The following is a 23,889-nucleotide window of genomic DNA, read 5'->3' as shown; positions in this document are numbered from 1 at the left end:
AGCGGGAGAAGGACGCACCGCGAAAGCGCCCCCTGGGCACCGGCCGTTCACTCCGAGCGCCCGCCCAAAGGGGTGAATCGGCGGGGCAGGTTGGACAGACCCCTACCGAGGGGGATCGTGGAGCGGGCGGCCCGAGGGCCGGCCGCTCCACGGTGGGTCCGGACGGTGCCCGGCGCGTCCTCAGCCGAAGACGGCCAGGCTCTTCGCCTTGCCCCGGCTCTCCTCGACGAGCGCCAGGAACCGCCCCTCGGGCCCGAAGACCGCGACCGGGCTGGTGTCGTACGCCGGCATGTCGAGCCGTACGCCGTTGGTCACCAGGCCCGCGCGCCGCTCGTCCACATCCCACCGCGCGAACGCGGCGGCCGCCGCGTCGGCGATCGGCATGACCGTGAGCTCCTCCTGGAGCTGCTCCAGCGTCTTCGCGGCGTCCAGCCCGTACGGGCCGACCCGGGTGCGCCGCAGGGCGGTCAGGTGACCGCCGACGCCGAGCCCCGCGCCGAGGTCGCGCGCGAGGGCGCGGATGTACGTACCGGAGGAGCAGACCACCGAGACGACGAGGTCGACGACGGGCGTCCCGTCCTCGGCCACCGCCTCGCGCACGTCGTACACCTGGAAGGACGAGACGGTCACCGGCCGGGCCGGGATCTCGAAGTCCTCGCCCTCGCGCACCCGCGAGTACGACCGCTTGCCGTCGATCTTGATGGCGCTGACCTTGGACGGCACCTGCATGATGGCGCCGGTCAGCTCGGCGACACCCGCGTCGATGCCTTCCCTGGTCACCCCGGAGGCGTCGGCGGACGCGGTGATCTCGCCCTCCGCGTCGTCGGTGACCGTGGTCTGGCCGAGCCGGATCGTACCGAGGTACTCCTTCTCGGTCAGGGCGAGGTGGCCGAGGAGCTTCGTCGCCTTCTCCACGCCGAGGACGAGAACGCCCGTCGCCATGGGGTCGAGGGTGCCCGCGTGCCCGACACGGCGGGTCTTGGCGATCCCGCGCATCTTGGCCACGACGTCGTGCGAAGTGAAGCCGGACGGCTTGTCGACGATGACAAGGCCGTCCGGCGTCGTGGTGGTGCGCTGCTTCATTCCGCGGTTTCGCCCTCGTCCTCGGCTTCGGCTTCGTCCTCGTCCTCGGGCTTGCGGTACGGGTCGGCCTCGCCGGCGTACGTCTTGCCCGTCGACACCTGGCGCACCTCGGCGTCCTTGGCGCGCGCCTTGTCGAGGAGGTCCTCGATCGTGCGCGCGTTGTCCGGCAGCGCGTCCGCGACGAAGGCCAGCGACGGCGTGTGGCGTACGCCGGTCTGCCGCCCGACCTCGGAGCGCAGGACACCCTTGGCGCTCTCCAGCGCTGCCGCCGAGGCGGCGCGCGCTTCGTCGTCGCCGTAGACCGTGTAGAAGACCGTGGCCTCCCGCAGGTCACCGGTGACCCGGGCGTCCGTGATGGTCACGAACCCCAGTCGCGGATCCTTGATTCGCCGGTCCAGGGTCTCCGCGACCACGACCTGGATGCGATCGGCCAGCTTGCGGGCCCGCGCTTTGTCGGTCACCGGTCCGTCTCCTCTTTCTGCTGCTGCTGAACTTCAGGTACTTCAGTACTTCAGTCTTCATCACCGTGGAGCCGCCGTCGTACCGACAGCAGTTCCACCTCGGGCCGGGCGGCGACCATGCGCTCGCACCGGTCGAGTACTTCCGTCAGGTGCCCCGTGTCCCCTGATACCACCGCGAGGCCGATCTCGACCCTGCGATGGACATCCTGGTCGCCGACTTCCGCGACGCTCACCGCGAACTTGCGATGGAGTTCGGCGACGATCGGGCGTACCACGGAGCGTTTCTCCTTCAGCGACCGTACGTCGCCGAGGAGCAGGTCGAAGGACAGTGTCCCCACATACATGTGTGTCCGGATGTCCCGCCGGTTCGGGGTCGTGCCCCGCCAACCGCTTGGCAGGGACACCAGCACCGTACACGCAACGGCCGGGGCCGCTCGACGGAAATAATCTCCGCCGAGCGGCCCCGACTGCACTGCGTGGCTACACGGCTCAGCCGCGCGGCTTCTCGCGCATCTCGTACGTCGCGATGACGTCGTCGATCTTGATGTCGTTGAAGTTTCCGAGGTTGATACCGCCCTCGAAGCCTTCGCGGATCTCGGTGACGTCGTCCTTGAAGCGGCGCAGACCCTGGATGTTGAGGTCCTCGGCGATGACCTTGCCGTCGCGGATGAGGCGCGCCTTGGTGTTGCGCTTGACCTCTCCGGAGCGGACGAGAACACCGGCGATGTTGCCCAGCTTGGACGAGCGGAAGATCTCGCGGATCTCCGCCGTGCCGAGCTCGACCTCTTCGTACTCCGGCTTGAGCATGCCCTTGAGGGCCGCTTCGATCTCTTCGATCGCCTGGTAGATGACCGAGTAGTACCGGACGTCGACGCCCTCGCGGTCCGCCATCTGCGCGGCGCGGCCGGCAGCTCGGACGTTGAAGCCGATGACGATGGCGTCGGAGCCCATCGCCAGGTCGATGTCGGACTCGGTGACCGCACCCACACCGCGGTGCAGGACCCGGATCTCCACCTCTTCACCGACGTCGAGCTGGAGCAGCGAGGACTCGAGAGCCTCCACCGAACCGGACGCGTCGCCCTTGATGATGATGTTGAGGTCCTGGACCAGACCGGCCTTGAGCACCTTGTCGAGGTCCTCGAGGGACACCCGGCGGGTGCGCTTGGCGAAGGCGGCGTTGCGCTCACGCGCAGCACGCTTCTCGGCGATCTGGCGGGCCGTACGGTCCTCGTCGACGACCAGGAAGTTGTCGCCGGCGCCGGGGACGTTGGTGAGACCCAGGACCAGGACGGGGGTCGACGGACCCGCTTCCTCGACGTTGTTGCCGTTGTCGTCGAGCATGGCGCGGACTCGGCCGTACGCGTCACCGGCGACCATCGTGTCACCGACGCGGAGCGTTCCGCGCTGGACGAGCACGGTGGCGACGGCGCCGCGGCCCTTGTCGAGGTGGGCCTCGATCGCGATGCCCTGCGCGTCCATCTCGGCGTTCGCCCGGAGGTCGAGCGACGCGTCGGCGGTGAGGATCACGGCTTCGAGCAGCTGCTCGATGTGGAGACCCTGGCGCGCGGAGATGTCGACGAACATCGTGTCGCCGCCGTACTCCTCGGCCACCAGACCGAACTCGGTGAGCTGACCGCGCACCTTGGTCGGGTCGGCACCCTCGACGTCGATCTTGTTGACCGCGACCACGATCGGCACACCGGCCGCCTTGGCGTGGTTCAGCGCCTCGATCGTCTGCGGCATCACACCGTCGTTCGCCGCGACCACGAGGATCGCGATGTCGGTGGACTTCGCACCACGGGCACGCATGGCGGTGAACGCCTCGTGACCGGGGGTGTCGATGAAGGTGATGGCGCGCTCTTCACCGTTGACCTCGGTGGCGACCTGGTACGCACCGATGTGCTGCGTGATGCCACCGGCCTCGCCCGCGACGACGTTCGTCTTGCGGATCGCGTCGAGGAGGCGGGTCTTACCGTGGTCGACGTGACCCATGACGGTCACGACCGGCGGACGGGAGACGAGCATGTCCTCGCCGCCCTCGTCCTCGCCGAACTCGATGGAGAACGACTCGAGGAGCTCGCGGTCCTCCTCCTCCGGGCTGACGATCTCCAGGATGAAGTTCATCTCTTCGGCGAGGAGCTTGAGCGTCTCGTCGGAGACGGACTGCGTGGCAGTGACCATCTCGCCGAGGTTCATCATCACGCCGACGAGCGACGCCGGGTTGGCGTTGATCTTCTCGGCGAAGTCGGTGAGCGAGGCACCGCGCGACAGGCGGACGGTCTGTCCGTTGCCGCGAGGCAGCATCACGCCGCCCACGGACGGGGCCTGCATGGCCTCGTACTCCTGGCGCCTCTGCCTCTTCGACTTACGACCGCGACGCGCCGGGCCGCCGGGACGGCCGAACGCACCCTGCGTGCCACCACGGGCACCGGGGCCGCCGGGACGGCCACCGAAGCCGGGACGACCGCCGAAGCCGCCGCCGCCACCGGGACGGCCCGCGCCGCCACCGCCACCGGGACCACCGGGACGGCCGGCGAAGCCGCCGCCGCCACCGCCGGGACCGGCCGGACGGCCGGCGAAGCCGCCGCCACCGGGACGACCGCCGCCGCCTGCCGGACGGCCACCGGGGCCGCCGGGGCCACGGCCACCGCCGCCAGGACCGCCACCGGGACGGGGACTGGCAGCAGGACGCTGCGGCATCATGCCGGGGTTCGGACGGTTACCGCCCGGAGCACCACCCGGCCGCGGGGCGCCGCCCTGCGGACGGGGCATGCCACCGGGGGTGGGACGAGCGCCGCCACCCTGGCCCTGCGGACGCGGAGCGCCGCCGGGAGCACCCTGCGGACGCGGGGCACCACCGGGGGCGCCGGCACCGCCGGGACGCGGGGCGCCACCCGGACGGGGCGTCTGCGGACGCGCCATGCCGGTGGAGCCACCGGAGGTGAACGGGTTGTTGCCCGGACGGGGACCCGCGGGACGGGCGCCGCCGGGACGGGGGGCCTGCTGGCCACCGGGGCGGGCGGGACGCTCGCCACCACGGCGGTCGTCGCGCTGGCCGCCGTCACGCTGACCGGCGTCACGCTGGCCGGCCGGGGCCGGGCGAGCGGGCCGCGGACCCGGCGTGGCGCCCGCGGGACGCGGGGCCTGCTGGGGCTGCGCGGGGGCAGCCGGAGCCTGCTGGGCCGGCTCGGGCGCGGAGAACTCAGCCGCGGGCACCGGGGCCGCCGGGGCGGGCCGGGGCGCGGGCTTGGGACCCGGACGCGGGGCACCGGACGGCGCCGTTCCCGTCTGGGGGGCGGCCGGGGCCTCGGCCGCGGCCGGCTTGGGGGCCGGTGCGCCGGGCTTGGGGGCGCCGGGACGTGCTGCCTGCGCCGGGGAGGGCGCGGACGAGGGGGCCGCCGGAGACGGCTTCGCGGGCGTCGCCTTACGCGGCGCGCCCGGCTTTGCTGCGGACTTGCCGGCGTTGCCGCCGGGACCCTGCAGTGCGTCAGTCAGTTTGCGTACAACCGGCGCCTCGATCGTCGAGGACGCCGAACGGACGAATTCGCCAAGTTCTTGGAGCTTGGCCATGACGACCTTGCTCTCCACACCGAACTCCTTGGCGAGTTCGTAAACCCGGACCTTTGCCACTTCGCTCCTTTGAGGTCCGGGTTACCGCCGGACCGTCGCTACTTCATGGGCGTACTCATCGCGTACTCATCGAGTGCTCATCGCAATCTCGACCTACTTCCAACTCGCGAGGTACCTGACCGCACGGTTATCCGTGCCGTTCTCTTCTTACGGTGTTGCTGTTGCCTGCTCGACAAACCGGCTCAGTGCCGTTGTGTCGAGCGGTGCCCGGCCCCGAAAGGCCCGGGGAAACGCCCGGCGGCGGACCGCCAGGGCGAGACACGCAGGGGCGGGGTGAATGTACGCACCCCGGCCGGGCAGCGTACCGCGAGGATCGGGGACACATTCACCCTCGATCTCCACGATGCGCAGCAGTTCGCGCTTGGCCGCTCGCTCCCGGCATCCCACACAGGTTCGCTCAGGGCACACGCGGGCATGCGTCCGGCCAGACACTATTAAGTCTACCTCCCCGCGGCGACCTCACCCCATGGGGGCAAAAATCGAACGGTTGTTGTCGTAAAACCGGCCTCAGTCCTGGTGGGAGGACTCGCCGTCGGGCTGCTCGGTGTCGGAACGGATGTCGATGCGCCAACCGGTCAGGCGCGCGGCGAGGCGGGCATTCTGGCCCTCCTTGCCGATGGCCAGCGACAGCTGGTAGTCCGGAACGGTGACCCGGGCGGACCGGGCCGCCATGTCCACGACCTCGACCTTGCTGACGCGCGCGGGCGACAGGGCGTTGGCGACCATCTCGGCCGGGTCGTCCGACCAGTCCACGATGTCGATCTTCTCGCCGTGCAGCTCCGCCATGACATTGCGCACGCGGCCGCCCATCGGGCCGATGCAGGCACCCTTGGGATTCAGACCCGAGCGGGTCGAGCGCACGGCGATCTTGGAGCGGTGGCCGGCCTCGCGGGCGATGGCCTCGATGACGACCGAGCCGTCGGCGATCTCCGGGACCTCCAGGGCGAAGAGCTTCTTCACCAGGTTCGGGTGGGTGCGGGAAAGCGTCACGGAGGGACCGCGCATGCCCTTGGCCACCCGGACGACGTACGACCGCAGACGCAGGCCGTGCGTGTACTCCTCGCCGGGCACCTGCTCCTGCACCGGCAGGATGGCTTCCAGCTTGCCGATGTCGACCAGGACGTTCTTGGGGTCCCTGCCCTGCTGGACGACGCCGGTGACGACATCGCCCTCGTGGCCCGCGTACTCGCCGAAGGTCCGGTCGTCCTCGGCGTCGCGCAGACGCTGGAGGATGACCTGCTTGGCGGTACTGGCCGCGATCCGCCCGAAGTCGGACGGGGTGTCGTCGAACTCCTTGGGCTCCTGGCCCTCTTCGAGGTCGGCCGGGTCCTCCTTCGCCCAGACCGTCACATGGCCGGTCTCGCGGCTGAGTTCCACGCGCGCGCGGCGGTGGCTGCCCTCGGTGCGGTGGTACGCGATGAGGAGGGCCGATTCGATCGCCTCGACCATCAGGTCGAAGGAGATCTCCTTTTCTTTCGCCAAGCCCTTCAGGAGCTTTACGTCGATGTCCATGGCTACGCCTCCTCTTCCTTCTTGTCCTTGCGGTTGAACTCGATCTCCACCCGCGCCTTGGCGATGTCCGCGAAGGCGACGCGGCGGGCGGTGGGCTTGCGGCCCTTCACGCCCGGCACCTCGAGGTCCAGGCCCTCGTCGTCCACGGTGAGAATGCGCGCGACCAGCTCGTCGCCGTCGTTCAGCGTCAGCTTGGCGAGGCGGCCGGTGGCCCGGACGTAGTGGCGGTGCTCCGACAGCGGGCGGTCGGCGCCCGGGGAGCTGACTTCGAGGACGTACTCGCCCTCGCCCATCGCGTCCGTCTCGTCGAGCTTCTCGGAGATGGAGCGGCTCAGCTCGGCGCAGGCGTCGAGTTCCACGCCTTCGTCGGAGTCGACGACGATCCTCAGCTGGCGGCGCCTGCCGGCCCGGGACACCTCGATGTCCTCCAGATCGAGACCCTCCGCGCTGACCAGTGGTTCCAGGAGTGCGCGCAGCCTGTCGCTCTGGGTGGTGCTCATCCGGGTGACTCCTCGGCCGCGTGTGCTGTTGTGTGGATCGTCGCGTGTCAGATCAAAGGGTATCCGGTCCCGAGGGGTGTTGCCGTCCGCCTGCCGGGGAGCCGCGGGTACGCTCGCCTGCGGTGATCACCGCAGCGGCCCGAGGGAGACACAGTGCGGCGCACGGAAACCACACGCAGGGGTGCGCTCGCGGCGACCGGGGCCGCGGCCGCCGCGCTGCTGGCCGGCGGCTGCGCGCGGGACGCGGCTCCGCGCGGCCGGGAGGGCACCGCCGCCGACGCGGCGGCCGCCGCCGTGCGGGCCGAGGCGGGGCTGCGGAAGCGCTCCGCGCGGGCCAGGGTCGCCCTCCTGGCGCACTACGACGCCGTGATCGCCGCCCATCCCTCCGCCGCCGGCCGGCTGGAGCCGCTGCGCGACGCGGTGGCCCGGCAGGCGGACGCGTTGCGGGGCGAAGGCGCCGCCCTCCGCGCCGCCGCGCCCCCGGCCGCCCCGGCCGTCGCCGCGGAGCGCCGGGACGCGCTCAAGGCGCTGGCCGCCGAGGAGCGGCGCGGCGCCGACGCGCACACCGCGGCGCTGCTCGACGCGCCGCCGGAGCTGGCGCGGCTGCTGGCGTCGGTCGCCGCGGCCGGCGCCGCCCATGTGTATCTGCTGACCGAAGGGAGCGACGGGTGAGCGCCACGCCGAGGACCGCGCGGCCGGTGGAGGCCGTGCAGGCCGCGCTGGCCGCCGAGCACGCCGCCGTGTACGGGTACGGGGTCGTCGGCGGCCGGGTCGCCGACGAGCGCCGGGACGAGGCGCGGGAGGCGTACGACGCCCACCGTGCGCGGCGTGACGCCCTGGAGCGGACCGTGCGCGACCTGGGCGCCACCCCGGTGGCCGCGGCCGCCGCGTACGCTCTGCCGTTCCCGGTGCCGGACGCGGCGGCCGCCGTACGGCTCGCCGCCGAGCTGGAGGACCGGGTGGCCGGGGTCTACTCCGACGTCGTACGCGCCGCCGGCGGCCCCTTGCGGCGCGAGGCGGCGGGGGCGCTGCGGGAGGCAGCGGTGCGGGCGGTGCGCTGGCGGGGGCGCGGCGTAGCCTTTCCTGGGCTCGCCGAGCTGACCACGCCGGCCGTGAGCCGCAAGCAGTGAGTTTCGGCCCGGCCCTGCGACCGGGCACACGACCGGCCAGAGAACCGGCCTTTGAGGGGACACCGCACGCATGCTTTTCGAACCGCCGCAGCGTCTCGTACGAGCGCTCGGCGAGGCGTACCCGGAGGTGGCCGCCGACTGGCTCGGGCAGTTGCCGGGGCTGACCGAAGAGGCCGTGAGCCGGGGGAAGCTGGCCGTCGAGCGGGTGCAGAACCCCGGTGGCAGGAGCAGCCTGGTCGTCCTCGTGCGGCAGCAGGACGGCGCGCCCGCCGCGCTCAAGATCGCCCCGGAGGCGGCCGGGCCCGCCGCGGAGCGCGCGGCGCTCGCGCACTGGGCCGGCTGGGGGGCGGTCCAGCTGCTCGACGGGGACGCGGCGAGCGGTGAACTCCTCCTGGAACGCCTGCACTCGGAGGTCTCCCTGCGTTCCCTGCCGGAGGCCAAGGCGCTTCTGGAGGCGGCCGGGATCGTACGGCGGCTGTGGATCGAGCCGCCCCCGGAGCACCCCTTCGAGACGGTCGCCGAGCGCACGGCCCGCCAGGCGGTGGCGATGCGCGCGGCCGACCCGGCGCAGGCCCCGCTGGTCGAGGCGGCCCTCGCGGCCCGCGACGAGCTCACCGCGTCCGCGGACGAACTCCTGCTGCTGCACGGCAACTTCCGGCAGGGCAAGGTACTCGCCGGCGACCGGGCGCCGTGGCTGGCCGTCGGCCCCGAGCCGCTGGTCGGCGAGCGGGCGTACGACCTGGCCCGGCTGGTGCGCGACCGCGTCGAGGATCTCGTCGCGACGGCGGCGGGCGCGTCCGCCGCCCGCCGCCGGGTGAACAAGCTCGCCGACTCCCTGGACGTCGACCGGGCCAGGCTGCACGGCTGGACGCTGTTCCGCGCGGTGGAGTCGGGCGTACGGGCGCGAGCGGCCGGCCGCCACCAGGACGCGGAGCTCCTCCTGGAGTTCGCCGGCTGGCTGTAGCCGGGCCACCGGGTGCCCGACGCCGGCACCGCATACGCCACGAGGGCCCCGCGCGGATCGCGCGGGGCCCTCGTGGTGTGTGCCGGCGGCCGTCAGGCCGTCAGGCGGGCGATCGCCTCGTCGACCGTCAGCTCCTCGCGCTCGCCGGTGCGGCGGTCCTTGAGCTCCACGACGCCCTCGGCGCTGCGGCGGCCCGCCACCAGGATCTTCGGTACGCCGATGAGCTCGGCGTCCGTGAACTTCACGCCCGGCGAGACGCCCGGACGCTCGTCCACCAGCACCCGCAGACCGGCCGCGCCCAGCTTGTCCGCGACCTCGACGGCCAGCTCGGTCTGGAGCGCCTTGCCCGCCGCGACGACGTGCACGTCGGCCGGGGCGATCTCGGCGGGCCAGCACAGGCCCTTGTCGTCGGCGGACTGCTCGGCGAGCGCGGCCACGGCGCGCGAGACGCCGATGCCGTACGAGCCCATGGTCACGCGGACCGGCTTGCCCTGCTGGCCGAGCACGTCGAGCTGGAAGGTGTCGGCGTACTTGCGGCCGAGCTGGAAGATGTGGCCGATCTCGATCGCGCGGTCCAGCTTGAGGCCGGTGCCGCACTTGGGGCAGGGGTCGCCCTCTTCGACGACCACGACGTCCAGGTAGTCGTCGACCTCGAAGTCGCGGCCCGCCACGACGTTCTTGGCGTGCTTGCCGGGCTTGTTGGCGCCGGTGATCCAGGCCGTGCCGGCGGCGACGCGCGGGTCGGCGACGTAGCGGACCTTCTCCAGACCCTGCGGGCCGACGTAACCGCGTACCAGGTCGGGGCGGCCCACGAAGTCCTCGGCCGTGACCAGCTCGACCACGGCGGGCGCCAGGTGCTCGCCGAGCTTGCCCAGGTCGACCTCGCGGTCGCCGGGGACGCCGACGGCGACGATCTCGCCGTCGACCTTCACCAGCAGGTTCTTGAGCGTCGCCGAAGCCGGTACGCCCAGGTGCTGCGCGAGGGTCTCGATCGTCGGGGTGTCGGGGGTGTCCAGCTCGACGACCGGGCCGTGCTCCGAGCCGTCGTACGCGGCGGCGACGGCCTCGGCGCTGAAGGTGACGGCCTCCGTGTTGGCGGCGTAGTCGCACGCCGGGCAGTCCACGAAGGTGTCCTCGCCGGCCGCGGCCGGGGCCAGGAACTCCTCGGACGCCGAGCCGCCCATCGCGCCGGACACGGCGGAGACGATGCGGAAGTCGAGGCCCAGGCGCGCGAAGATCTTCTGGTACGCGGCGCGGTGCAGCGCGTAGGACTCTGCCAGGCCCTCGTCGGTCGTGTCGAAGGAGTACGAGTCCTTCATCTGGAACTCACGGCCACGCAGCACGCCGGAGCGCGGACGCGCCTCGTCGCGGTACTTCGTCTGGATCTGGTAGAGCATCACCGGCAGGTCCTTGTAGGACGTGCACTGGTCCTTGACCGTCTGCGTGAAGATCTCTTCGTGCGTCGGTCCGAGCAGGTAGTCGGCGCCCTTGCGGTCCTTGAGGCGGAACAGCAGGTCGCCGTACTCCTCCCAGCGGCCGCTCGCCTCGTACGCGTCCTTGGGCAGGAGCGCGGGGAGCAGCACCTCCTGGGCGCCGATCTCGTCCATCTCCTCGCGCACGACGCGGGTGATGTTCTCGAGGACCTTCTTGCCCAGCGGGAGCCAGGTCCAGATCCCCGCCGCGTTCCGGCGGACGTACCCGGCGCGCACCAGCAGCTTGTGGCTGAGCGTCTCGGCGTCCGCCGGGTCGTCACGCAGTGTCTTGACCATCAGACGGGACATGCGCTGGACCTGGGCCATGGTGAACTCCTGCGAAGAAAAGTGTGATGGCTAGGAGGTTAGCCGGGCGGCACAGACACGGGAAATCCGTTACGGGGCGTGACGGCGCAGCGGGAGGGGCGCGCCCATGACGGCGTACGGTCTGGGAGCGCTCGGGAAGTGCACCTGGCAGGCGAGGTCGAGGTACCCCAGCTCCCGGTAGAGGCCGCGGGCCGGGCTCTCGGTGTCGATCGCGGAGAGGATCGAGCGGGGCTCCTGCGCGGCGTCGGTCAGGGTGGTGATGAGCTCGCGGCCGATGCCGCGTGCCTGGTGGGCGGGGGCGACGTGCAGTTCGGTGATCACGAAGGAGTTGTCGAGCCACCCGTCGTTGCCGGCCCGGCGCAGGTACGGCTCGACGACCGTGGACCACCAGTGCGTACGGCTGTTGGGCATCCCGTAGACGAAGCCGACGAGCCGGCCGTCGGGCGTCGTGGCGCCGAGGGCCCGCGCGCCGGGGTTCAGCAGGTGCCGCAGCACGATGTGCCGGCGTACCCCGATCTCGTCGTCGGTGAGGCCGAAGGCGAGGGCCTGCACGGCGAGCGCCTCGTCCACGCGCGCGGCGAGATCGACCGGTGCGATCACAACGGCGGGGGGCCGGGGTTCTCCCCCGGGAAGAGGTGCCATGAAGCGCACCCTACTTCGCGGCGAGGTCAGAACAACACGCTCATGAACGCGCCGACCTCGCGGAAGCCGACCCGCCGGTAGGCCGCGCGGGCCGCCGTGTTGAAGTCGTTCACGTACAGGCTGACGACGGGCGCGATGTCGGCCAGCGCGTAGCGCAGGACGGCCGCCATGCCGGTCTCGGACAGGCCCTGGCCCCGGAACTCGGGGGCCACCCAGACGCCCTGGATCTGGCACGCCTGCGAGGTGGCGGCGCCGATCTCGGCCTTGAAGACGACCTTGCCGTCGTCGATACGGGCGAACGACCGCCCGGCCGCCACGAGTTCGGCGACGCGCGCCTGGTAGAGCAGGCCGCCGTCGCCGGCGAGCGGTGACACGCCGACCTCCTCGGTGAACATCGACACACACGCCGGCATGATCACCTCCATCTCGGCCTTGCTGATGCGCAGCACGCGCGGGTCGGGCCGGACGTCGGGCGAGGGCTGCTCGGTGACCATGAGCGGCTGGTGCGGGCGTACGTCGCGGGCCGGGCCCCAGCTGGGTTCGAGCAGCCGCCACAGCTGCCGCGTGGTCTCGGCGGGGCCGACGATCGAGGAGCAGCGGCGGCCGGCCCTGCGGGCACGGTCGGCGAAGGCGCGTACGGCTTCGGGGGTGGCGCAGATCGGAACGAGGTTGGCACCGGAGTAGCACAGGGAACGCAGGCGGCCGTCCGCGTACCAGCCCCACATCTCGCCGCCGAGGCGCCACGGGTCGAGTCCCGCCGCCTGGACGCGCGAGGTCACGAAGGCGTTGGCGACGGGCTCGCTCTCGAGGATCGCGAGCGCCGCGCCGAGTTCGCCGGGGTCGAGGACCCGGGTAGTGGTCTGAGTCAACACGTGAGGGGCCTCACCGTACGGTCTTCTGATCTCCGCACTCTACCGGGCGCTCCCGGCAGCCGCCGCCCTACGGAAACGGAGCCCTGCCGGGGGGCAGGGCTCCGTTTCTGTGGCGCTTCGTTTGGTGCGGGTCGTCGGGGGCGGTCAGCCGCTGACGGAGACCTCGGGCTCTCCGGACATGACGCCGTCCTGCTCCATCTGCTCGGCGATCTTCATGGCCTCTTCGATGAGCGTCTCGACGATCTTCGATTCGGGGACGGTCTTGATGACCTCGCCCTTGACGAAGATCTGCCCCTTGCCGTTGCCGGACGCGACACCGAGGTCCGCCTCACGGGCCTCGCCGGGGCCGTTGACGACGCAGCCCATGACGGCGACGCGCAGCGGCACCTCCAGGCCGTCGAGCCCGGCGGCGACCTGGTCGGCGAGCTTGTAGACGTCGACCTGGGCGCGGCCGCAGGACGGGCAGGAGACGATCTCCAGGCGGCGCTGCTTGAGGTTGAGCGCCTCCAGGATCTGCAGGCCGACCTTGACCTCCTCGACGGGCGGCGCGGACAGCGAGACCCGGATGGTGTCGCCGATGCCCTCGCTCAGCAGCGCGCCGAACGCCACCGCGGACTTGATCGTGCCCTGGAACGCCGGACCCGCCTCCGTCACGCCGAGGTGCAGCGGGTAGTCGGACTGGGCCGCGAGCTGCCGGTAGGCGTTGACCATCACGACCGGGTCGTTGTGCTTGACCGAGATCTTGATGTCGCCGAACCCGTGCTCCTCGAAGAGCGACGCCTCCCACAGCGCGGACTCGACGAGCGCCTCCGGCGTCGCCTTCCCGTACTTCTTCAGCAGGCGCGCGTCGAGCGATCCGGCGTTGACGCCGATCCGGATCGGGGTGCCCGCGTCGGAGGCCGCCTTGGCGATCTCCTTCACCTTGTCGTCGAACTGCTTGATGTTGCCCGGGTTGACCCGCACCGCCGCGCAGCCGGCGTCGATCGCCGCGAAGACGTACTTCGGCTGGAAGTGGATGTCCGCGATCACCGGGATCTGCGACTTGCGCGCGATCGTCGCCAGCGCGTCCGCGTCGTCCTGGGTCGGACAGGCCACCCGGACGATCTGACAGCCCGAGGCCGTCAGCTCCGCGATCTGCTGGAGCGTCGCGCCGACGTCGGACGTCCTCGTGGTCGTCATCGACTGCACCGAGACAGGCGCGTCCCCGCCGACCGCCACCGATCCGACCTGGATCTTGCGGCTGACCCTCCGGTCGGCGAGCTTCGTCGGAACGGACGGCATTCCGAGAGAAATTGCAGTCATCTGCTGTGCAACCCCAAGTGTGGATCAAGGTCCCGAGATCGGCGGGCTCCGGACTCCGAGGTTACGTCACCGCGAAAGCCCGGAGCACACCACGTCACTACGTCCGGTCAGGAGATTCGTACCGGATTGACCACATCGGCCACCAGTACGAGCGCGGTGAAGCAGATGAAGATCCCGGCGACCACGTACGCCACAGGCATCAGCTTGGCCACGTCGAAGGGGCCCGGGTCGGGCCGCCTGAAGACCTTCGCCACATTGCGCCGCAGCGACTCCCACAAGGCACCCGCGATGTGCCCGCCGTCGAGCGGCAGGAGCGGCAGCATGTTGAAGAGGAAGAGGGAGAGGTTGAAGCCGGCGATCAGGAACAGCATCATCCCGACGGTGTTCTCCATCGGCAGTCCGAGCCCGAGGATCTCGCCGCCCACGCGCGCCGCGCCGACCACGCCCATCGGGGAGTCCGCCTTGCGCTCCTCGCCGTTGAACGTCGCGTTCCACAGGTCCGGGACCTTGGACGGCAGGTCGATGAGCGAGTCCACACCGGACTCGATCATGACGCCCATGCGGTCCAGCGAGTCGGTGAAGGACAGCGGGGTGACGGCCGAGCCGGGGCCGAAGCCCAGATAGCCCGCCGTGACGTACTGGTCGGCGATGGGCTGGCCCTGGGCGTCCTTCTTGGCCACCTTGTTGGCGATCAGGTTCGCCTTGAGGACCTTCTCGGCGCCGTCGCGCTCGACGGTGATCGTGGCCGGGCCGACGGTGTCGCGGATGCGGTCCGAGAGGGCGGTCCAGTCCTCGACCGGCCGGCCGTTGAAGGCGACGATTTTGTCGCCCTTCTCCAGCCCCGCCGCCTTGGCGGGCGACGCCGGGTCGCCCTTGCGGCAGTCGCGGTTCTCGCTCTGCGCGACGACACAGGGGACGACGGTGTCGACGGTGGTCGTCTGCTGGTTCAGGCCGATCGTCATGAAGACGCCGAGGAAGATCGCCACGGCCAGGATCAGGTTCATGAAGGGGCCGGCGAACATCACGATCACGCGCTTCCACGGCTTGCGCGTGTAGAACAGGCGGGTCTCGTCGCCCGGCCGGAGCTCCTCGTACGCCGCCGAACGGGCGTCCTCGATCATGCCGCGCCACGGGGACGTGGACCTGGCCTCGATCTTCCCGTCCGGTCCGGGCGGGAACATCCCGATCATGCGGATGTAGCCGCCGAGCGGGATCGCCTTGACGCCGTACTCCGTCTCGCCCTTGTGCCGCGACCAGAGGGTCGGGCCGAAGCCGACCATGTACTGCGGCACGCGGACGCCGAACAGCTTGGCGGTCGAGAGGTGACCGAGTTCGTGCCAGGCGATGGAGATCAGCAGCCCGGCGAAGAAGATGACTATCCCGAGGACCGTCAACAGGATCGTCGTCATGCGCGAGCCTCCGCTGTTGCCTGTGCTGCGATTTCACGGGCCCGGGCTCGTGCCCAGGTCTCGGCTTCCAGGACGTCCGCGACCGTGAGCGAGGTTCCCGAACGAGGGGTGCCGTGCTCGGCCACTACTTCCGCGACCGTATCCACGATTCCGGTGAACGGCAGCCGTCCCGCGAGAAACGCGTCGACGCACTCCTCGTTCGCGGCATTGAACACCGCCGGGGCCGTGCCCGCGAGCGTACCGACGTGACGGGCGAGTCCCACGGAGGGGAACGCGTCGTTGTCGAGCGGGAAGAACTCCCACGTCGACGCCTTCGACCAGTCGAAGGCCGGGGCGGCGTCCGGGACGCGCTCCGGCCAGCCGATGCCGATGGCGATCGGGCCGCGCATGTCGGGCGGCGTCGCCTGGGCGAGCGTCGAGCCGTCGGTGAACTCCACCATCGAGTGAACGTACGACTGGGGGTGGACGACGACCTCGATACGGTCGAAGGGGATGTCGTAGAGGAGGTGCGCCTCGATGACTTCCAGACCCTTGTTGACCAGGGTGGCCGAGTTCACGGTGATCACCGGGCCCATCGCCCAGGTGGGGTGCGCGAGTGCGTCCTGTCGGGTGACACCGGCCAGCTCGGCCTTCGTACGGCCCCGGAAAGGGCCGCCGGAGGCGGTGACGACGAGCTTGCGCACGTCGGAGCGGGTGCCACCGGCGAGGGCCTGGAAGAGCGCGGCGTGCTCGGAGTCGACCGGGATGATCTGTCCCGGCTTGGCGAGGGCCTTCACGAGCGGGCCGCCGACGATCAGCGACTCCTTGTTCGCGAGCGCGAGCGTGCGGCCCGCTTCGAGGGCGGCGAGGGTCGGGGCGAGCCCGATGGAGCCCGTGATGCCGTTGAGCACGGTGTGGCACGGGGAAGCGGCGACCTGCGTGGCGGCGTCGGGCCCGGCCAGGATCTCGGGGAGGGGCTCCCCGGTGCCGTACTGGGCCGCCAGCGCCTCGCGCAGGGCGGGCACGGCGTCCTCGCGGGCGACCGCGACGGTACGGACCCGCAGCTTGCGCGCCTGCTCGGCGAGCAGGGCGACCCGCCCGCCGGCCGCGGAGAGCGCGGTGACGCGGAAGCGGTCGGGGTGGCGGAGTACCAGGTCGATGGCCTGGGTTCCGATGGACCCGGTGGAGCCGAGGACGACGATGTCCCGGCGGCCTTCGGAGGGGTCGAAGGCGATGTGCGGGTCGGCGAGGGGGGCTGGGCTGTCGCTCATGCCCCCCATTGTTGCCGCAACTGCTCACTGGGTGGACAGCGAGTCCCTCTCGCCGCGGTGCCGTCGTGCCGGTCGGGGCGGTCGCGGAAACGTCCCGGCTCGCGGATCACCCGGGTGCGACGACCGAGCGGAACTTCTCCCACTGGGCGTCGGTGACCGACTCGGGCACGCCGCCGATGTCCTTGGTGCCGAGGAGGTCCGCGCGGAAGGAGAGCGTGGTCGAGCCGGACCGTACGACCGTGAGGTAGTCGTGCAGCCTGAGCTTGCCCTTCACGTCGAGAATCGTGAAGTGGTACGCCCTGACCTCGTCCGCGCCCGCCCCGAACTCGGGTGCCCGGACGGGCTCGACCTTCAGGTACTTGCCCTTGGCGACGGACCGCACCTCGGTGAAGCCGTCGGCGCACTTCCTGCCGGCCTTGTCGAGGGCCTTCATGACGCGGGCCGCGTCGCCGCCGCCGTACGAGCGGAGCTGGACGACGACGCTGAGGCCGAGCATCTCGCCCGCGACGTCGACCCGGCGGTTGACCTCGCTCCTCATGTCGTGGTCGGTGACGTCGGCGGCGAGGCTGACGAGGGGCTGGCAGACGGCGGGGTCGGCGGTGTAGTCGTCGCTGTGCGGCGCGCCGAGGGTGAACTCGGAGGCGGTGTACTTGCCGACCGTCTCGCCGTCGGTGAAGGCGGCGGCGGTGAGCTGCGCCTCGGTGAGAGCCCTGGGCCCGGCGGCGCTCGCGGGCGCCTTCGGCCCGCCGTGGGGCTTCTTGTCGTCCCCGCCGCCGTCCCCGCCGTCACCGCCGCCGCACGCGGCCGCGCCGGCGAACAGGACGCCGCCCATCACGAGGGCCGTGCCGCGCCCGCGCCTGCTGTGCCGTGCCGCCCCGAACATGCGTGACCCCTGGTTCTGTTGACGCGTGGGTGAGTGCACGATTGTGGTGCATGGGTGCGGCTCGCGCCACAGGCACCGCCCCCGCCGGCCGTCGGCCCGTACGAGAAGGAGCATGCCTTGAGCACGGAGCGCCCCGACCCGTTCGTCGTCGCCGGTGAACGCGAGACGCTGCGCTCCCTGCTGGACTTCCACCGCGCGACGCTCGCCATGAAGTGCGAGGGGCTGAGCGACGAGGACCTGCGCAAGCAGGCGGTGCCGCCGTCGACGCTGTCGCTGCGGAGGTCGAGCACGCGCGGCGCGTCGAGCGCGAGGCCGAGTCGCTGGACGTGACGGGCGTGTGGGCGAGGACGGGCCAGGACGTGTCGCTGCGGGTGGTGATGCTGCACATGATCCACGAGTACGCCCGCCACAACGGCCACGCCGACCTCCTCCGCGAGGCGATCGACGGGAGCACGGGCGTGTGACGCCTGGTCCGCGGCCCCCGAAGCGGGCCGCGGACCACCGTGGTTCACCAGGCGCGCTGAAGTGCCGCGAACGCCTCGTGGAAGGCCGGGAAGGTCTTCCGTACACAGCCGGGGTCGTCGAAGGTGACGCCGGGGGCGGTGCGCAGTGAGGTGACGGCGAAGGACATCGCCATGCGGTGGTCGCCGTGGGTGGCGATCTCGGCGGGGCGGGGCGTGCCCGGCCGGATCTCGATCCAGTCCGGGCCGGTGGCGACCGTGATGCCCATCCGGCGCAGGTTCTGCGCGCACCCCTCCAGCCGGTCGCACTCCTTGACGCGCGTGTTGGCGACGTCCTCGATGCGGACCGGTCCGGCGGCGTACGGCGCGACGGCCGCCAGCGTCGGCATGGTGTCGGAGATGTCGCGCATGTTGACCGTGAGGCCGCGCAGGGTGCCGGTGCCCCGGACGGTCGTGCTGTCGGCGGTGACCCGCACCCGCGCGCCCATCCGCTCCAGTACGTCGACGAACCGCAGGTCGCCCTGGAGCGCGCCGGCGCCGAGCCCGGCGACCGTGACCTCGCGGCCGGGCGAGATCGCCGCCGCCGCGAAGAAGTAGCTCGCGGTGGAGGCGTCGGGCTCGACGGCGTACGTCGTCGCCCGGTAACCGCCGGGCGGGACGGTGAACGTGCTTCCCTCGCGCGTCACTTCGGCCCCGAAGGCGCGCATCATCGCGAGGGTGATCTCGACGTACGGCGCCGAGACGAGGTCGGTGACGGTGATGCGCAGGCCCTCGGCGGTGAGCGGGCCGAGCATCAGGAGCGCGGTCAGGTACTGCGACGACTCGCCCGCGTCGAGGGTGACGTCGCCGCCCTTGACGCCGGCCGCGGCGATGCGCAGCGGGTGGTGGCCCTCGGCCTCCTCGTGGCTCAGGTCGACGCCGAGTGAGCGCAGGGCGTCGGTGAGCGGGGCGAGCGGGCGGCGGCGCATCTGCGGTGAGGCGTCGAAGCGGTACGTACCGGACGCGCCGGCCGCGGCGAGCGTGGGCAGGAAGCGGGCGGTGGTGGCGCCGTCGCGGCAGTGGACGTCGGCCTCGCTTGCGGCCGGGCCCTGCGGGCGCCCCTCGACGCGCCAGGCCCCGGCCTCGCGCTCCAGGCGGTACCCGAGGCGGCCGAGCCCCTCGGCGAAGCCCTCGGTGTCGTCCGAGCGCAGGGGGCGCAGCAGGGTGGTGGTTCCGGCGGCCGCGGCGGCGAGGAAGAGGGCGCGGGCGGTCACGGACTTGGAGCCGGGAATGTCTACGACGGTCACGAAACCCCATCCTGCCGCGCGCGCACCCGCGCACCCCGGTCCGTTCCGCCCTTTGGACACTTAGGGGGGACACGCGGTGTGGAGCGCGCCCGGCACCGGGCGCCGGGCGCGCTCCGTGCGTCAGCGGATCGGGCGGTGGACGTTCTGCCGTTCGGAGGGGCCGGGGGCGGCCTCCGCGATCCAGGGGCCCTCGCCGCTCGGGTCGACGATGCCCTCCTCCAGCCAGGTGTACGTACCGGACAGGACGCCCTTGACGACCTTGCGGTCGAGGTCGTCGGTGTTGGTCCACAGGCGGTTGAAGAGTTCCTCCGTCCGGATGCGGGACTGGCGGCAGAAGGCGTCGGCCAGTTGGTACGCCTCGCGTCCGTGATCCGTGGTCGTGCGCAGGAGTTCGGCGCGTACGCACGCCGCGCTCACCGCGAAGAGCTCCGCGCCGATGTCGACGATCCGGCCGAGGAAGCCCTGTTTCGTCTCCATGCGGCCCTGCCAGCGCGACATCGCGTAGAAGGTGGAGCGGGCGAGCTTGCGCGCCGTGCGTTCCGCGTAGCGCAGGTGCACCGAGAGGTCGGGGTGTCCGGCCGGGTGGAACTCGGCGTACGAGCGCGGCAGCTGCCCCGGTCCGGTGACGAGCTTGGGGAGCCACTTGGCGTAGAAGCCCGCCGCGTTGGCGCCCGCCTTCGCCTTCGCCGAGAGCGGCTTGTCGGGGTCGATGATGTCGCCCGCGACCTTCAGGTGGGCGTCGACCGCCTCGCGCGCGATGAGCAGGTGCATGATCTCGGTCGAGCCCTCGAAGATCCGGTTGATGCGCAGGTCGCGCAGGATCTGCTCGGCGGGAACGGCCCGTTCGCCCCGCGCGGCCAGTGAGTCCGCCGTCTCGAAGCCGCGGCCGCCGCGGATCTGGACGAGTTCGTCGGCCATCAGGCAGGCCATCTCGCTGCCGTAGAGCTTGGCGAGGGCGGCCTCGATGCGGATGTCGTTGCGGTCCTCGTCGGCCATCTGCGAGGAGAGGTCCAGTACCGCTTCGAGGGCGAAGGTGGTCGCGGCGATGAAGGAGATCTTCGCGCCCACCGCCTCGTGGTGGGCGACCGGCTTGCCCCACTGCTCGCGCACCGACGACCACTCGCGGGCGATCTTCAGGCACCACTTGCCCGCGCCCACGCACATCGCGGGCAGGGAGAGGCGGCCGGTGTTGAGGGTGGTGAGGGCGATCTTGAGGCCGGCGCCCTCGGGGCCGATGCGGTTCGCGGCGGGGACGCGTACCTGGTGGAACCGGGTGACCCCGTTCTCCAGGCCGCGCAGGCCCATGAACGCGTTGCGGTTCTCGACGGTGATGCCCGGCGCGTCCGCCTCGACCACGAAGGCGGTGATGCCGCCCCGGTGCCCTTCGGACTTCGGCACGCGCGCCATGACGACCAGCAGGTCGGCGACCACCCCGTTCGTCGTCCAGAGCTTCACGCCGTCCAGGACGTACGCGTCGCCGTCCGGCACCGCCGTGGTCGCGAGCCGGGCCGGGTCGGAGCCCACGTCCGGCTCGGTGAGGAGGAAGGCGGAGATGTCCGTGCGGGCCAGGCGCGGCAGGAAGGCGTCCCGCTGTTCCTGGGTGCCGAAGATCTTGAGCGGCTGCGGTACGCCGATCGACTGATGCGCCGACAGGAGCGCGCCGATGGCGGGGCTCGCCGAGCCGACGAGCGCCAGGGCCTTGTTGTAGTACACCTGGGTAAGGCCGAGGCCGCCGTACTTGATGTCGATCTTCATGCCGAGCGCGCCGAGCTCCTTGAGCCCGTTGATCACCTCGTCGGGGATCTTCGCCTCGCGCTCGATCCGCGCGCCGTCGATCCTCGTCTCGCAGAAGTCCCGGAGCTTGGCGAGGAACGCCTCGCCGCGCGCCGCGTCCTGGGGCGGAGGCAGGGGGTGCGGGTGGATGAGGTCCATGCGCAGGCGGCCGAGGAAGAGTTCCTTGGCGAAACTGGGCTTGCGCCAGTCCTGCTCGCGCGCCGCCTCGGCGACCTGCCGTGCTTCGCGCTCGGAGACCTTGGGCTGCTGGGTCGGTTGTGCGGACATGAGGAGCTCACCTCGCCGCGAGTCGTGGCCCGGCCGGTCGCATTACCGGCTGGTTTACTCGACCGTATCTACCCGATTCCCGGCATCCCCACCACCCCTGGCGCACCGATCGCGTTCGGGACCGGGTGTCGCCGCGTCGTGCGCGTCCGGCTGACACGGGGCCGCGGCGCGAGGACGGAAGGCCCGGCAGTCGTCCTGCCGGGCCTTCCTGGGCGGCTCACCTACGGCGGCCTCTCACCTGACGGCCCGGCCCGGGCCCGGAACCGGTTCGAGGTGACTCAGCCGGAGCGGGAAGGCCGACGCCATGCGGCTCCAGCCGTGGCCACCGAAGTGGACCGAGCACCATGAACCGTCGACGAAGCCGATCTCGTGGTTGCCACCCGCCACGTCGCTCCGGTCGCGGATCCAGGTCACGTTGCGAAGATCCGTGGACCACCCCACCTCGGCCGGACCGGGCCCGCCCGTGAAGGAGCGCGCGCGGGACACGTAGGCGAGCTGGAGGCGTCGGTCGGTGACCTGCATCAGCACGGCCGTGCTGTTCTTGGTCCGAGGCAGTACGGCGCGGGCCAGGTGGCCGGCCATGCTGTTCCAGCCGCCGTGGAACGGCTTGCCGGGCTTCTTCGCCTCACGCCAGAAGACCGCTTCGAAGAACGCCTCGAACGGGTTCCAGGTGATGGCGATGAGTCTCGCGGCCGCGTTCACCGGGAGCAGCAACCAGCTCCCGAGCGTGCGGCGCTCGGACCGCAGAGCACGCGGGCGGCGGAAATGACCGGGCCGCGGCGCGCGGCCGGCCAGCGAGATCCCGTGCTCACCCCGCAGCACCTCGCCCGCCGGTACCAACGCCCTCGCCCGCTCGGCGGCCTCCGGGTTCCGGTTCGCAGTGCTCACCCGAAATCGTCCCTCACTGTCCTGGCCGCACCCGAAGGAGTCACGTCCGTACGCTCGTCAAAGCGCTGTGGAGCGGGCCGCTGATGGTACTCGTAGCGCTCCTCCGCCACCCCCGGCCCGTCCTCCAGAAGCCTTCCCTGGACCGCGCCGGCCGGGTCGGCGCCGATCACGTCCTTGACGACGCCCTTCACTCCCTTCTTGACAACCCTGTAGCCCGCGTACATGGCCAGATCGTAGGGGTCGCGCACACCCTGGTCATTGCCGCGGACGAAACGCATCAGGCCGCCCTTGAAGTGCTTGGGGCCCTTACGCAGCGCACTCCTCAACTTCGCCGCTTTGCGCAGCAGTTGCATGCGCTTGGCGATGTCCGCCAGGGCGTCCGCCAGTTTCGCGGTGATCCTCACGGCCTTCGCTGCCCGGTGGGCGATGCCCGCGGCCGCTACGAGCGGGCCGATGGCGGCGGCGGCGCCCGCCGTGAGCAGGGAGAGGATCGCCGTGGTCGCGGCTGCCGCGATCGCGACCTCCACGATCTCCACGATGAGGTCGAGCATCAACTGCTCGGCGGCCGCACACTCCTGGGCCGCCATTTCGAGGAGCTCGGCCATGGTGTCCATGTCCGCGGCCTCGCCCGTGAGGGCTTCCTCGAACTCGGACATCATCTTGTGGAAGCTCTCGAACGCCTCGCCCTCCCACTGGGTGGCCAGCGTGCGGCGTTCGGCAACGAGGTCCTCGACCACGCCGCGCAGATCGTTGGCGGCCTTGCGCCACTGGACGGCGGTCTCGGCGAGGAGCTCGTTGTCCCCGCTGACCTGCTCGAGCAGCTCGTCCAGGTTGAACTGCTTCATGATGCCGCGGATGATCTCGTCCAGAACACCGGCGAGCGGGTTGCTCCAGTCGAGCGCGAAATTGATGCGGCTCAGGGCATCACCCGCCGCCTGCCCGGCGCCCATCAAGCACCCCCGCCCAGGTCACCGCTGATCTTCTTCTCAGTGGTGTGGTACGCGTCCGCGCTCTCTCTGAGCGCGTCGACTATGGCGTACAGGGTGTCGACGGCGTCCTCGAGGTCGTCGCGGGACTCCTTGCGCTGAGTGTCGTAATCGGCCTTCAGCTCGTCCGATTGAGGCAGTTTCCCGAAGGTCTGCTGTGTCAGTGCCAGTTGATGTGTACGGGCCCGGATGGCGTCGACCCGGCCTGCCGCGGCTTCCACGCCGTTTTTCGCGTAGGTGCGCAGTGCGCTGCCGTCGACATTGAATCCCCCGCTCATGCTGTCCCCTTGTCATTGCGGTGCCCGGCTGGTGGCGGCCGCCACCAGCCGGGCAATGAGGGACATTCGATCACAGGGGCCTGGCGATGATCCAACCGCCCGACTGAATGACGGCCGGCACACGAGCCGTTCCAGCAGGTGGTCGTGGGACGGAAAGGGAACGGCCGGAGCCCCCGCACAGTGCGTTCCTCAGACCGCCTCTGACCTGCGACGTTGCTCTGACCTGCACGGATGATTCGTGCATCCGGCCGAATCTTCCGTCACCCGGCCGCATCTTCCGGCTTACTCGGACGCCCGTGTTCCCGTGGGAACACGGGCGGGAACACGGCCGGGAATAGCTGCGGAGGCCCGACACAGTGGTAGGCCCGGCGGTGAACCGCCGGGCCTACCTCGCACCCCGTCAGCTTGCGGAGCATGGAACGGGGACGCCCCACCGCACCCCCTGCGGGCTGCGGCGAGTTCTGCAACAACGCTTCGGATCTTGTCTGAAAC

Annotated in this window: 22 protein-coding genes and 1 pseudogene; 4 read left to right on the top strand and 19 right to left on the bottom strand. The window is 71.4% G+C overall.

Annotated elements, in window-relative coordinates; all coding sequences use genetic code 11:
* Positions 1-180: 180 nt before the first annotated feature.
* The 7 genes from truB to rimP all read right to left on the bottom strand — a co-directional run bounded on the left by truB (position 181) and on the right by rimP (position 7,186).
* The gene (gene truB, locus IE185_RS08675) at positions 181-1,083 is read right to left on the bottom strand and encodes a tRNA pseudouridine(55) synthase TruB (protein ID WP_138897907.1); all 903 of its coding nucleotides are present in this window, start codon (positions 1,081-1,083) and stop codon (positions 181-183) included.
* A complete protein-coding gene (gene rbfA, locus IE185_RS08670) occupies positions 1,080-1,544 on the bottom strand; it encodes a 30S ribosome-binding factor RbfA (RefSeq protein WP_138897906.1) in 465 nt (154 codons plus the stop codon). The genes truB and rbfA overlap by 4 nt, the downstream gene beginning before the upstream one ends.
* A gap of 50 nt (positions 1,545-1,594) precedes the next feature.
* Positions 1,595-1,888: a DUF503 domain-containing protein gene (locus IE185_RS08665; RefSeq protein ID WP_138897905.1), complete on the bottom strand. Its 294-nt coding sequence runs from the start codon at positions 1,886-1,888 to the stop codon at positions 1,595-1,597.
* Positions 1,889-2,033: 145 nt separating this feature from the next.
* On the bottom strand, positions 2,034-5,174 hold the full coding sequence (infB, locus tag IE185_RS08660) for a translation initiation factor IF-2 (protein WP_189714921.1): 3,141 nt from the start codon (positions 5,172-5,174) through the stop codon (positions 2,034-2,036).
* A 147-nt stretch (positions 5,175-5,321) separates the two neighbouring features.
* Positions 5,322-5,606 (bottom strand): YlxR family protein, encoded by a 285-nt coding sequence (locus tag IE185_RS08655; RefSeq protein WP_138898976.1) that lies wholly within the window; start codon positions 5,604-5,606, stop codon positions 5,322-5,324.
* A gap of 75 nt (positions 5,607-5,681) precedes the next feature.
* Positions 5,682-6,686 carry a transcription termination factor NusA gene (gene nusA, locus IE185_RS08650; RefSeq protein ID WP_138898977.1) on the bottom strand — a complete coding sequence of 335 codons (1,005 nt, stop codon included), beginning with the start codon at positions 6,684-6,686 and terminating at the stop codon, positions 5,682-5,684.
* Positions 6,687-6,688: 2 nt separating this feature from the next.
* Positions 6,689-7,186 (bottom strand): ribosome maturation factor RimP, encoded by a 498-nt coding sequence (gene rimP / locus IE185_RS08645; RefSeq protein ID WP_138898978.1) that lies wholly within the window; start codon positions 7,184-7,186, stop codon positions 6,689-6,691.
* A 153-nt stretch (positions 7,187-7,339) separates the two neighbouring features.
* Here rimP and IE185_RS08640 point away from each other — a divergent pair, with 153 nt between their 5' ends.
* The 3 genes from IE185_RS08640 to IE185_RS08630 all read left to right on the top strand — a co-directional run bounded on the left by IE185_RS08640 (position 7,340) and on the right by IE185_RS08630 (position 9,280).
* Positions 7,340-7,858 carry a hypothetical protein gene (locus IE185_RS08640; protein ID WP_138898979.1) on the top strand — a complete coding sequence of 173 codons (519 nt, stop codon included), beginning with the start codon at positions 7,340-7,342 and terminating at the stop codon, positions 7,856-7,858.
* Positions 7,855-8,316, top strand: a complete 462-nt coding sequence (locus IE185_RS08635; RefSeq protein ID WP_189714919.1) for a ferritin-like domain-containing protein — start codon at positions 7,855-7,857, stop codon at positions 8,314-8,316. Before IE185_RS08640 ends, IE185_RS08635 begins: the two co-directional genes overlap by 4 nt.
* 70 nt (positions 8,317-8,386) lie before the next feature.
* The gene (locus tag IE185_RS08630; RefSeq protein ID WP_138898328.1) at positions 8,387-9,280 is read left to right on the top strand and encodes an aminoglycoside phosphotransferase family protein; all 894 of its coding nucleotides are present in this window, start codon (positions 8,387-8,389) and stop codon (positions 9,278-9,280) included.
* Positions 9,281-9,372: 92 nt separating this feature from the next.
* Here IE185_RS08630 and IE185_RS08625 read toward each other — a convergent pair whose 3' ends face one another.
* The 7 genes from IE185_RS08625 to IE185_RS08595 all read right to left on the bottom strand — a co-directional run bounded on the left by IE185_RS08625 (position 9,373) and on the right by IE185_RS08595 (position 17,437).
* Positions 9,373-11,079 (bottom strand): proline--tRNA ligase, encoded by a 1,707-nt coding sequence (locus IE185_RS08625; protein WP_138898329.1) that lies wholly within the window; start codon positions 11,077-11,079, stop codon positions 9,373-9,375.
* 69 nt (positions 11,080-11,148) lie between these two features.
* Positions 11,149-11,721, bottom strand: a complete 573-nt coding sequence (locus IE185_RS08620; RefSeq protein ID WP_138898330.1) for a GNAT family N-acetyltransferase — start codon at positions 11,719-11,721, stop codon at positions 11,149-11,151.
* Positions 11,722-11,747: 26 nt separating this feature from the next.
* The gene (locus IE185_RS08615) at positions 11,748-12,593 is read right to left on the bottom strand and encodes a GNAT family N-acetyltransferase (RefSeq protein WP_167519083.1); all 846 of its coding nucleotides are present in this window, start codon (positions 12,591-12,593) and stop codon (positions 11,748-11,750) included.
* A gap of 144 nt (positions 12,594-12,737) precedes the next feature.
* The gene (gene ispG, locus IE185_RS08610) at positions 12,738-13,895 is read right to left on the bottom strand and encodes a flavodoxin-dependent (E)-4-hydroxy-3-methylbut-2-enyl-diphosphate synthase (RefSeq protein ID WP_189714917.1); all 1,158 of its coding nucleotides are present in this window, start codon (positions 13,893-13,895) and stop codon (positions 12,738-12,740) included.
* Positions 13,896-14,002: 107 nt separating this feature from the next.
* Entirely contained in the window at positions 14,003-15,304 is a 1,302-nt protein-coding gene (locus tag IE185_RS08605; RefSeq protein WP_138894632.1) for a M50 family metallopeptidase, read from the bottom strand.
* On the bottom strand, positions 15,301-16,554 hold the full coding sequence (dxr, locus tag IE185_RS08600; RefSeq protein WP_138894633.1) for a 1-deoxy-D-xylulose-5-phosphate reductoisomerase: 1,254 nt from the start codon (positions 16,552-16,554) through the stop codon (positions 15,301-15,303). Before dxr ends, IE185_RS08605 begins: the two co-directional genes overlap by 4 nt.
* 106 nt (positions 16,555-16,660) lie before the next feature.
* Positions 16,661-17,437: a hypothetical protein gene (locus tag IE185_RS08595; protein ID WP_138894634.1), complete on the bottom strand. Its 777-nt coding sequence runs from the start codon at positions 17,435-17,437 to the stop codon at positions 16,661-16,663.
* 117 nt (positions 17,438-17,554) lie between these two features.
* Between IE185_RS08595 and IE185_RS08590 the strand changes: the two are divergent.
* Positions 17,555-17,901: pseudogene (locus IE185_RS08590) on the top strand (mycothiol transferase).
* 44 nt (positions 17,902-17,945) lie between these two features.
* Here the strand turns inward: IE185_RS08590 and aroA are convergent.
* The 5 genes from aroA to IE185_RS08565 form a co-directional block, all read right to left on the bottom strand.
* Positions 17,946-19,184, bottom strand: a complete 1,239-nt coding sequence (gene aroA / locus IE185_RS08585) for a 3-phosphoshikimate 1-carboxyvinyltransferase (protein WP_138894635.1) — start codon at positions 19,182-19,184, stop codon at positions 17,946-17,948.
* A 120-nt stretch (positions 19,185-19,304) separates the two neighbouring features.
* Positions 19,305-21,245, bottom strand: coding sequence for an acyl-CoA dehydrogenase family protein (locus IE185_RS08580; protein WP_138894636.1), 1,941 nt, complete (start codon positions 21,243-21,245; stop codon positions 19,305-19,307).
* A gap of 234 nt (positions 21,246-21,479) precedes the next feature.
* Positions 21,480-22,133 carry a hypothetical protein gene (locus IE185_RS08575; protein ID WP_138894637.1) on the bottom strand — a complete coding sequence of 218 codons (654 nt, stop codon included), beginning with the start codon at positions 22,131-22,133 and terminating at the stop codon, positions 21,480-21,482.
* Entirely contained in the window at positions 22,130-23,083 is a 954-nt protein-coding gene (locus IE185_RS08570) for a WXG100 family type VII secretion target (RefSeq protein ID WP_138894638.1), read from the bottom strand. The genes IE185_RS08575 and IE185_RS08570 overlap by 4 nt, the downstream gene beginning before the upstream one ends.
* On the bottom strand, positions 23,083-23,397 hold the full coding sequence (locus IE185_RS08565) for a hypothetical protein (protein WP_138894639.1): 315 nt from the start codon (positions 23,395-23,397) through the stop codon (positions 23,083-23,085). The genes IE185_RS08570 and IE185_RS08565 overlap by 1 nt, the downstream gene beginning before the upstream one ends.
* Between the last annotated feature and the right edge of the window lie 492 nt (positions 23,398-23,889).

Source organism: Streptomyces chryseus (genome assembly GCF_014650755.1).
Classification (GTDB): Bacteria; Actinomycetota; Actinomycetes; order Streptomycetales; family Streptomycetaceae; genus Streptomyces; species Streptomyces chryseus.
This window is presented reverse-complemented; position numbering and strand designations above follow the sequence as displayed.

What these genes read in the sequence shown, in the direction of transcription:
- truB (WP_138897907.1), bottom strand. Translation starts at nt 1,083, where the DNA reads ATGAAGCAGCGCACCACCACGACGCCGGACGGCCTTGTCATCGTCGAC.
- IE185_RS08665 (WP_138897905.1), bottom strand. Translation starts at nt 1,888, where the DNA reads ATGTATGTGGGGACACTGTCCTTCGACCTGCTCCTCGGCGACGTACGG.
- nusA (WP_138898977.1), bottom strand. Translation starts at nt 6,686, where the DNA reads ATGGACATCGACGTAAAGCTCCTGAAGGGCTTGGCGAAAGAAAAGGAG.
- rimP (WP_138898978.1), bottom strand. Translation starts at nt 7,186, where the DNA reads ATGAGCACCACCCAGAGCGACAGGCTGCGCGCACTCCTGGAACCACTG.
- IE185_RS08630 (WP_138898328.1), top strand. Translation starts at nt 8,387, where the DNA reads ATGCTTTTCGAACCGCCGCAGCGTCTCGTACGAGCGCTCGGCGAGGCG.
- IE185_RS08625 (WP_138898329.1), bottom strand. Translation starts at nt 11,079, where the DNA reads ATGGCCCAGGTCCAGCGCATGTCCCGTCTGATGGTCAAGACACTGCGT.
- IE185_RS08620 (WP_138898330.1), bottom strand. Translation starts at nt 11,721, where the DNA reads ATGGCACCTCTTCCCGGGGGAGAACCCCGGCCCCCCGCCGTTGTGATC.
- ispG (WP_189714917.1), bottom strand. Translation starts at nt 13,895, where the DNA reads ATGACTGCAATTTCTCTCGGAATGCCGTCCGTTCCGACGAAGCTCGCC.
- IE185_RS08605 (WP_138894632.1), bottom strand. Translation starts at nt 15,304, where the DNA reads ATGACGACGATCCTGTTGACGGTCCTCGGGATAGTCATCTTCTTCGCC.
- dxr (WP_138894633.1), bottom strand. Translation starts at nt 16,554, where the DNA reads ATGAGCGACAGCCCAGCCCCCCTCGCCGACCCGCACATCGCCTTCGAC.
- IE185_RS08595 (WP_138894634.1), bottom strand. Translation starts at nt 17,437, where the DNA reads ATGTTCGGGGCGGCACGGCACAGCAGGCGCGGGCGCGGCACGGCCCTC.
- IE185_RS08580 (WP_138894636.1), bottom strand. Translation starts at nt 21,245, where the DNA reads ATGTCCGCACAACCGACCCAGCAGCCCAAGGTCTCCGAGCGCGAAGCA.
- IE185_RS08570 (WP_138894638.1), bottom strand. Translation starts at nt 23,083, where the DNA reads ATGGGCGCCGGGCAGGCGGCGGGTGATGCCCTGAGCCGCATCAATTTC.
- IE185_RS08565 (WP_138894639.1), bottom strand. Translation starts at nt 23,397, where the DNA reads ATGAGCGGGGGATTCAATGTCGACGGCAGCGCACTGCGCACCTACGCG.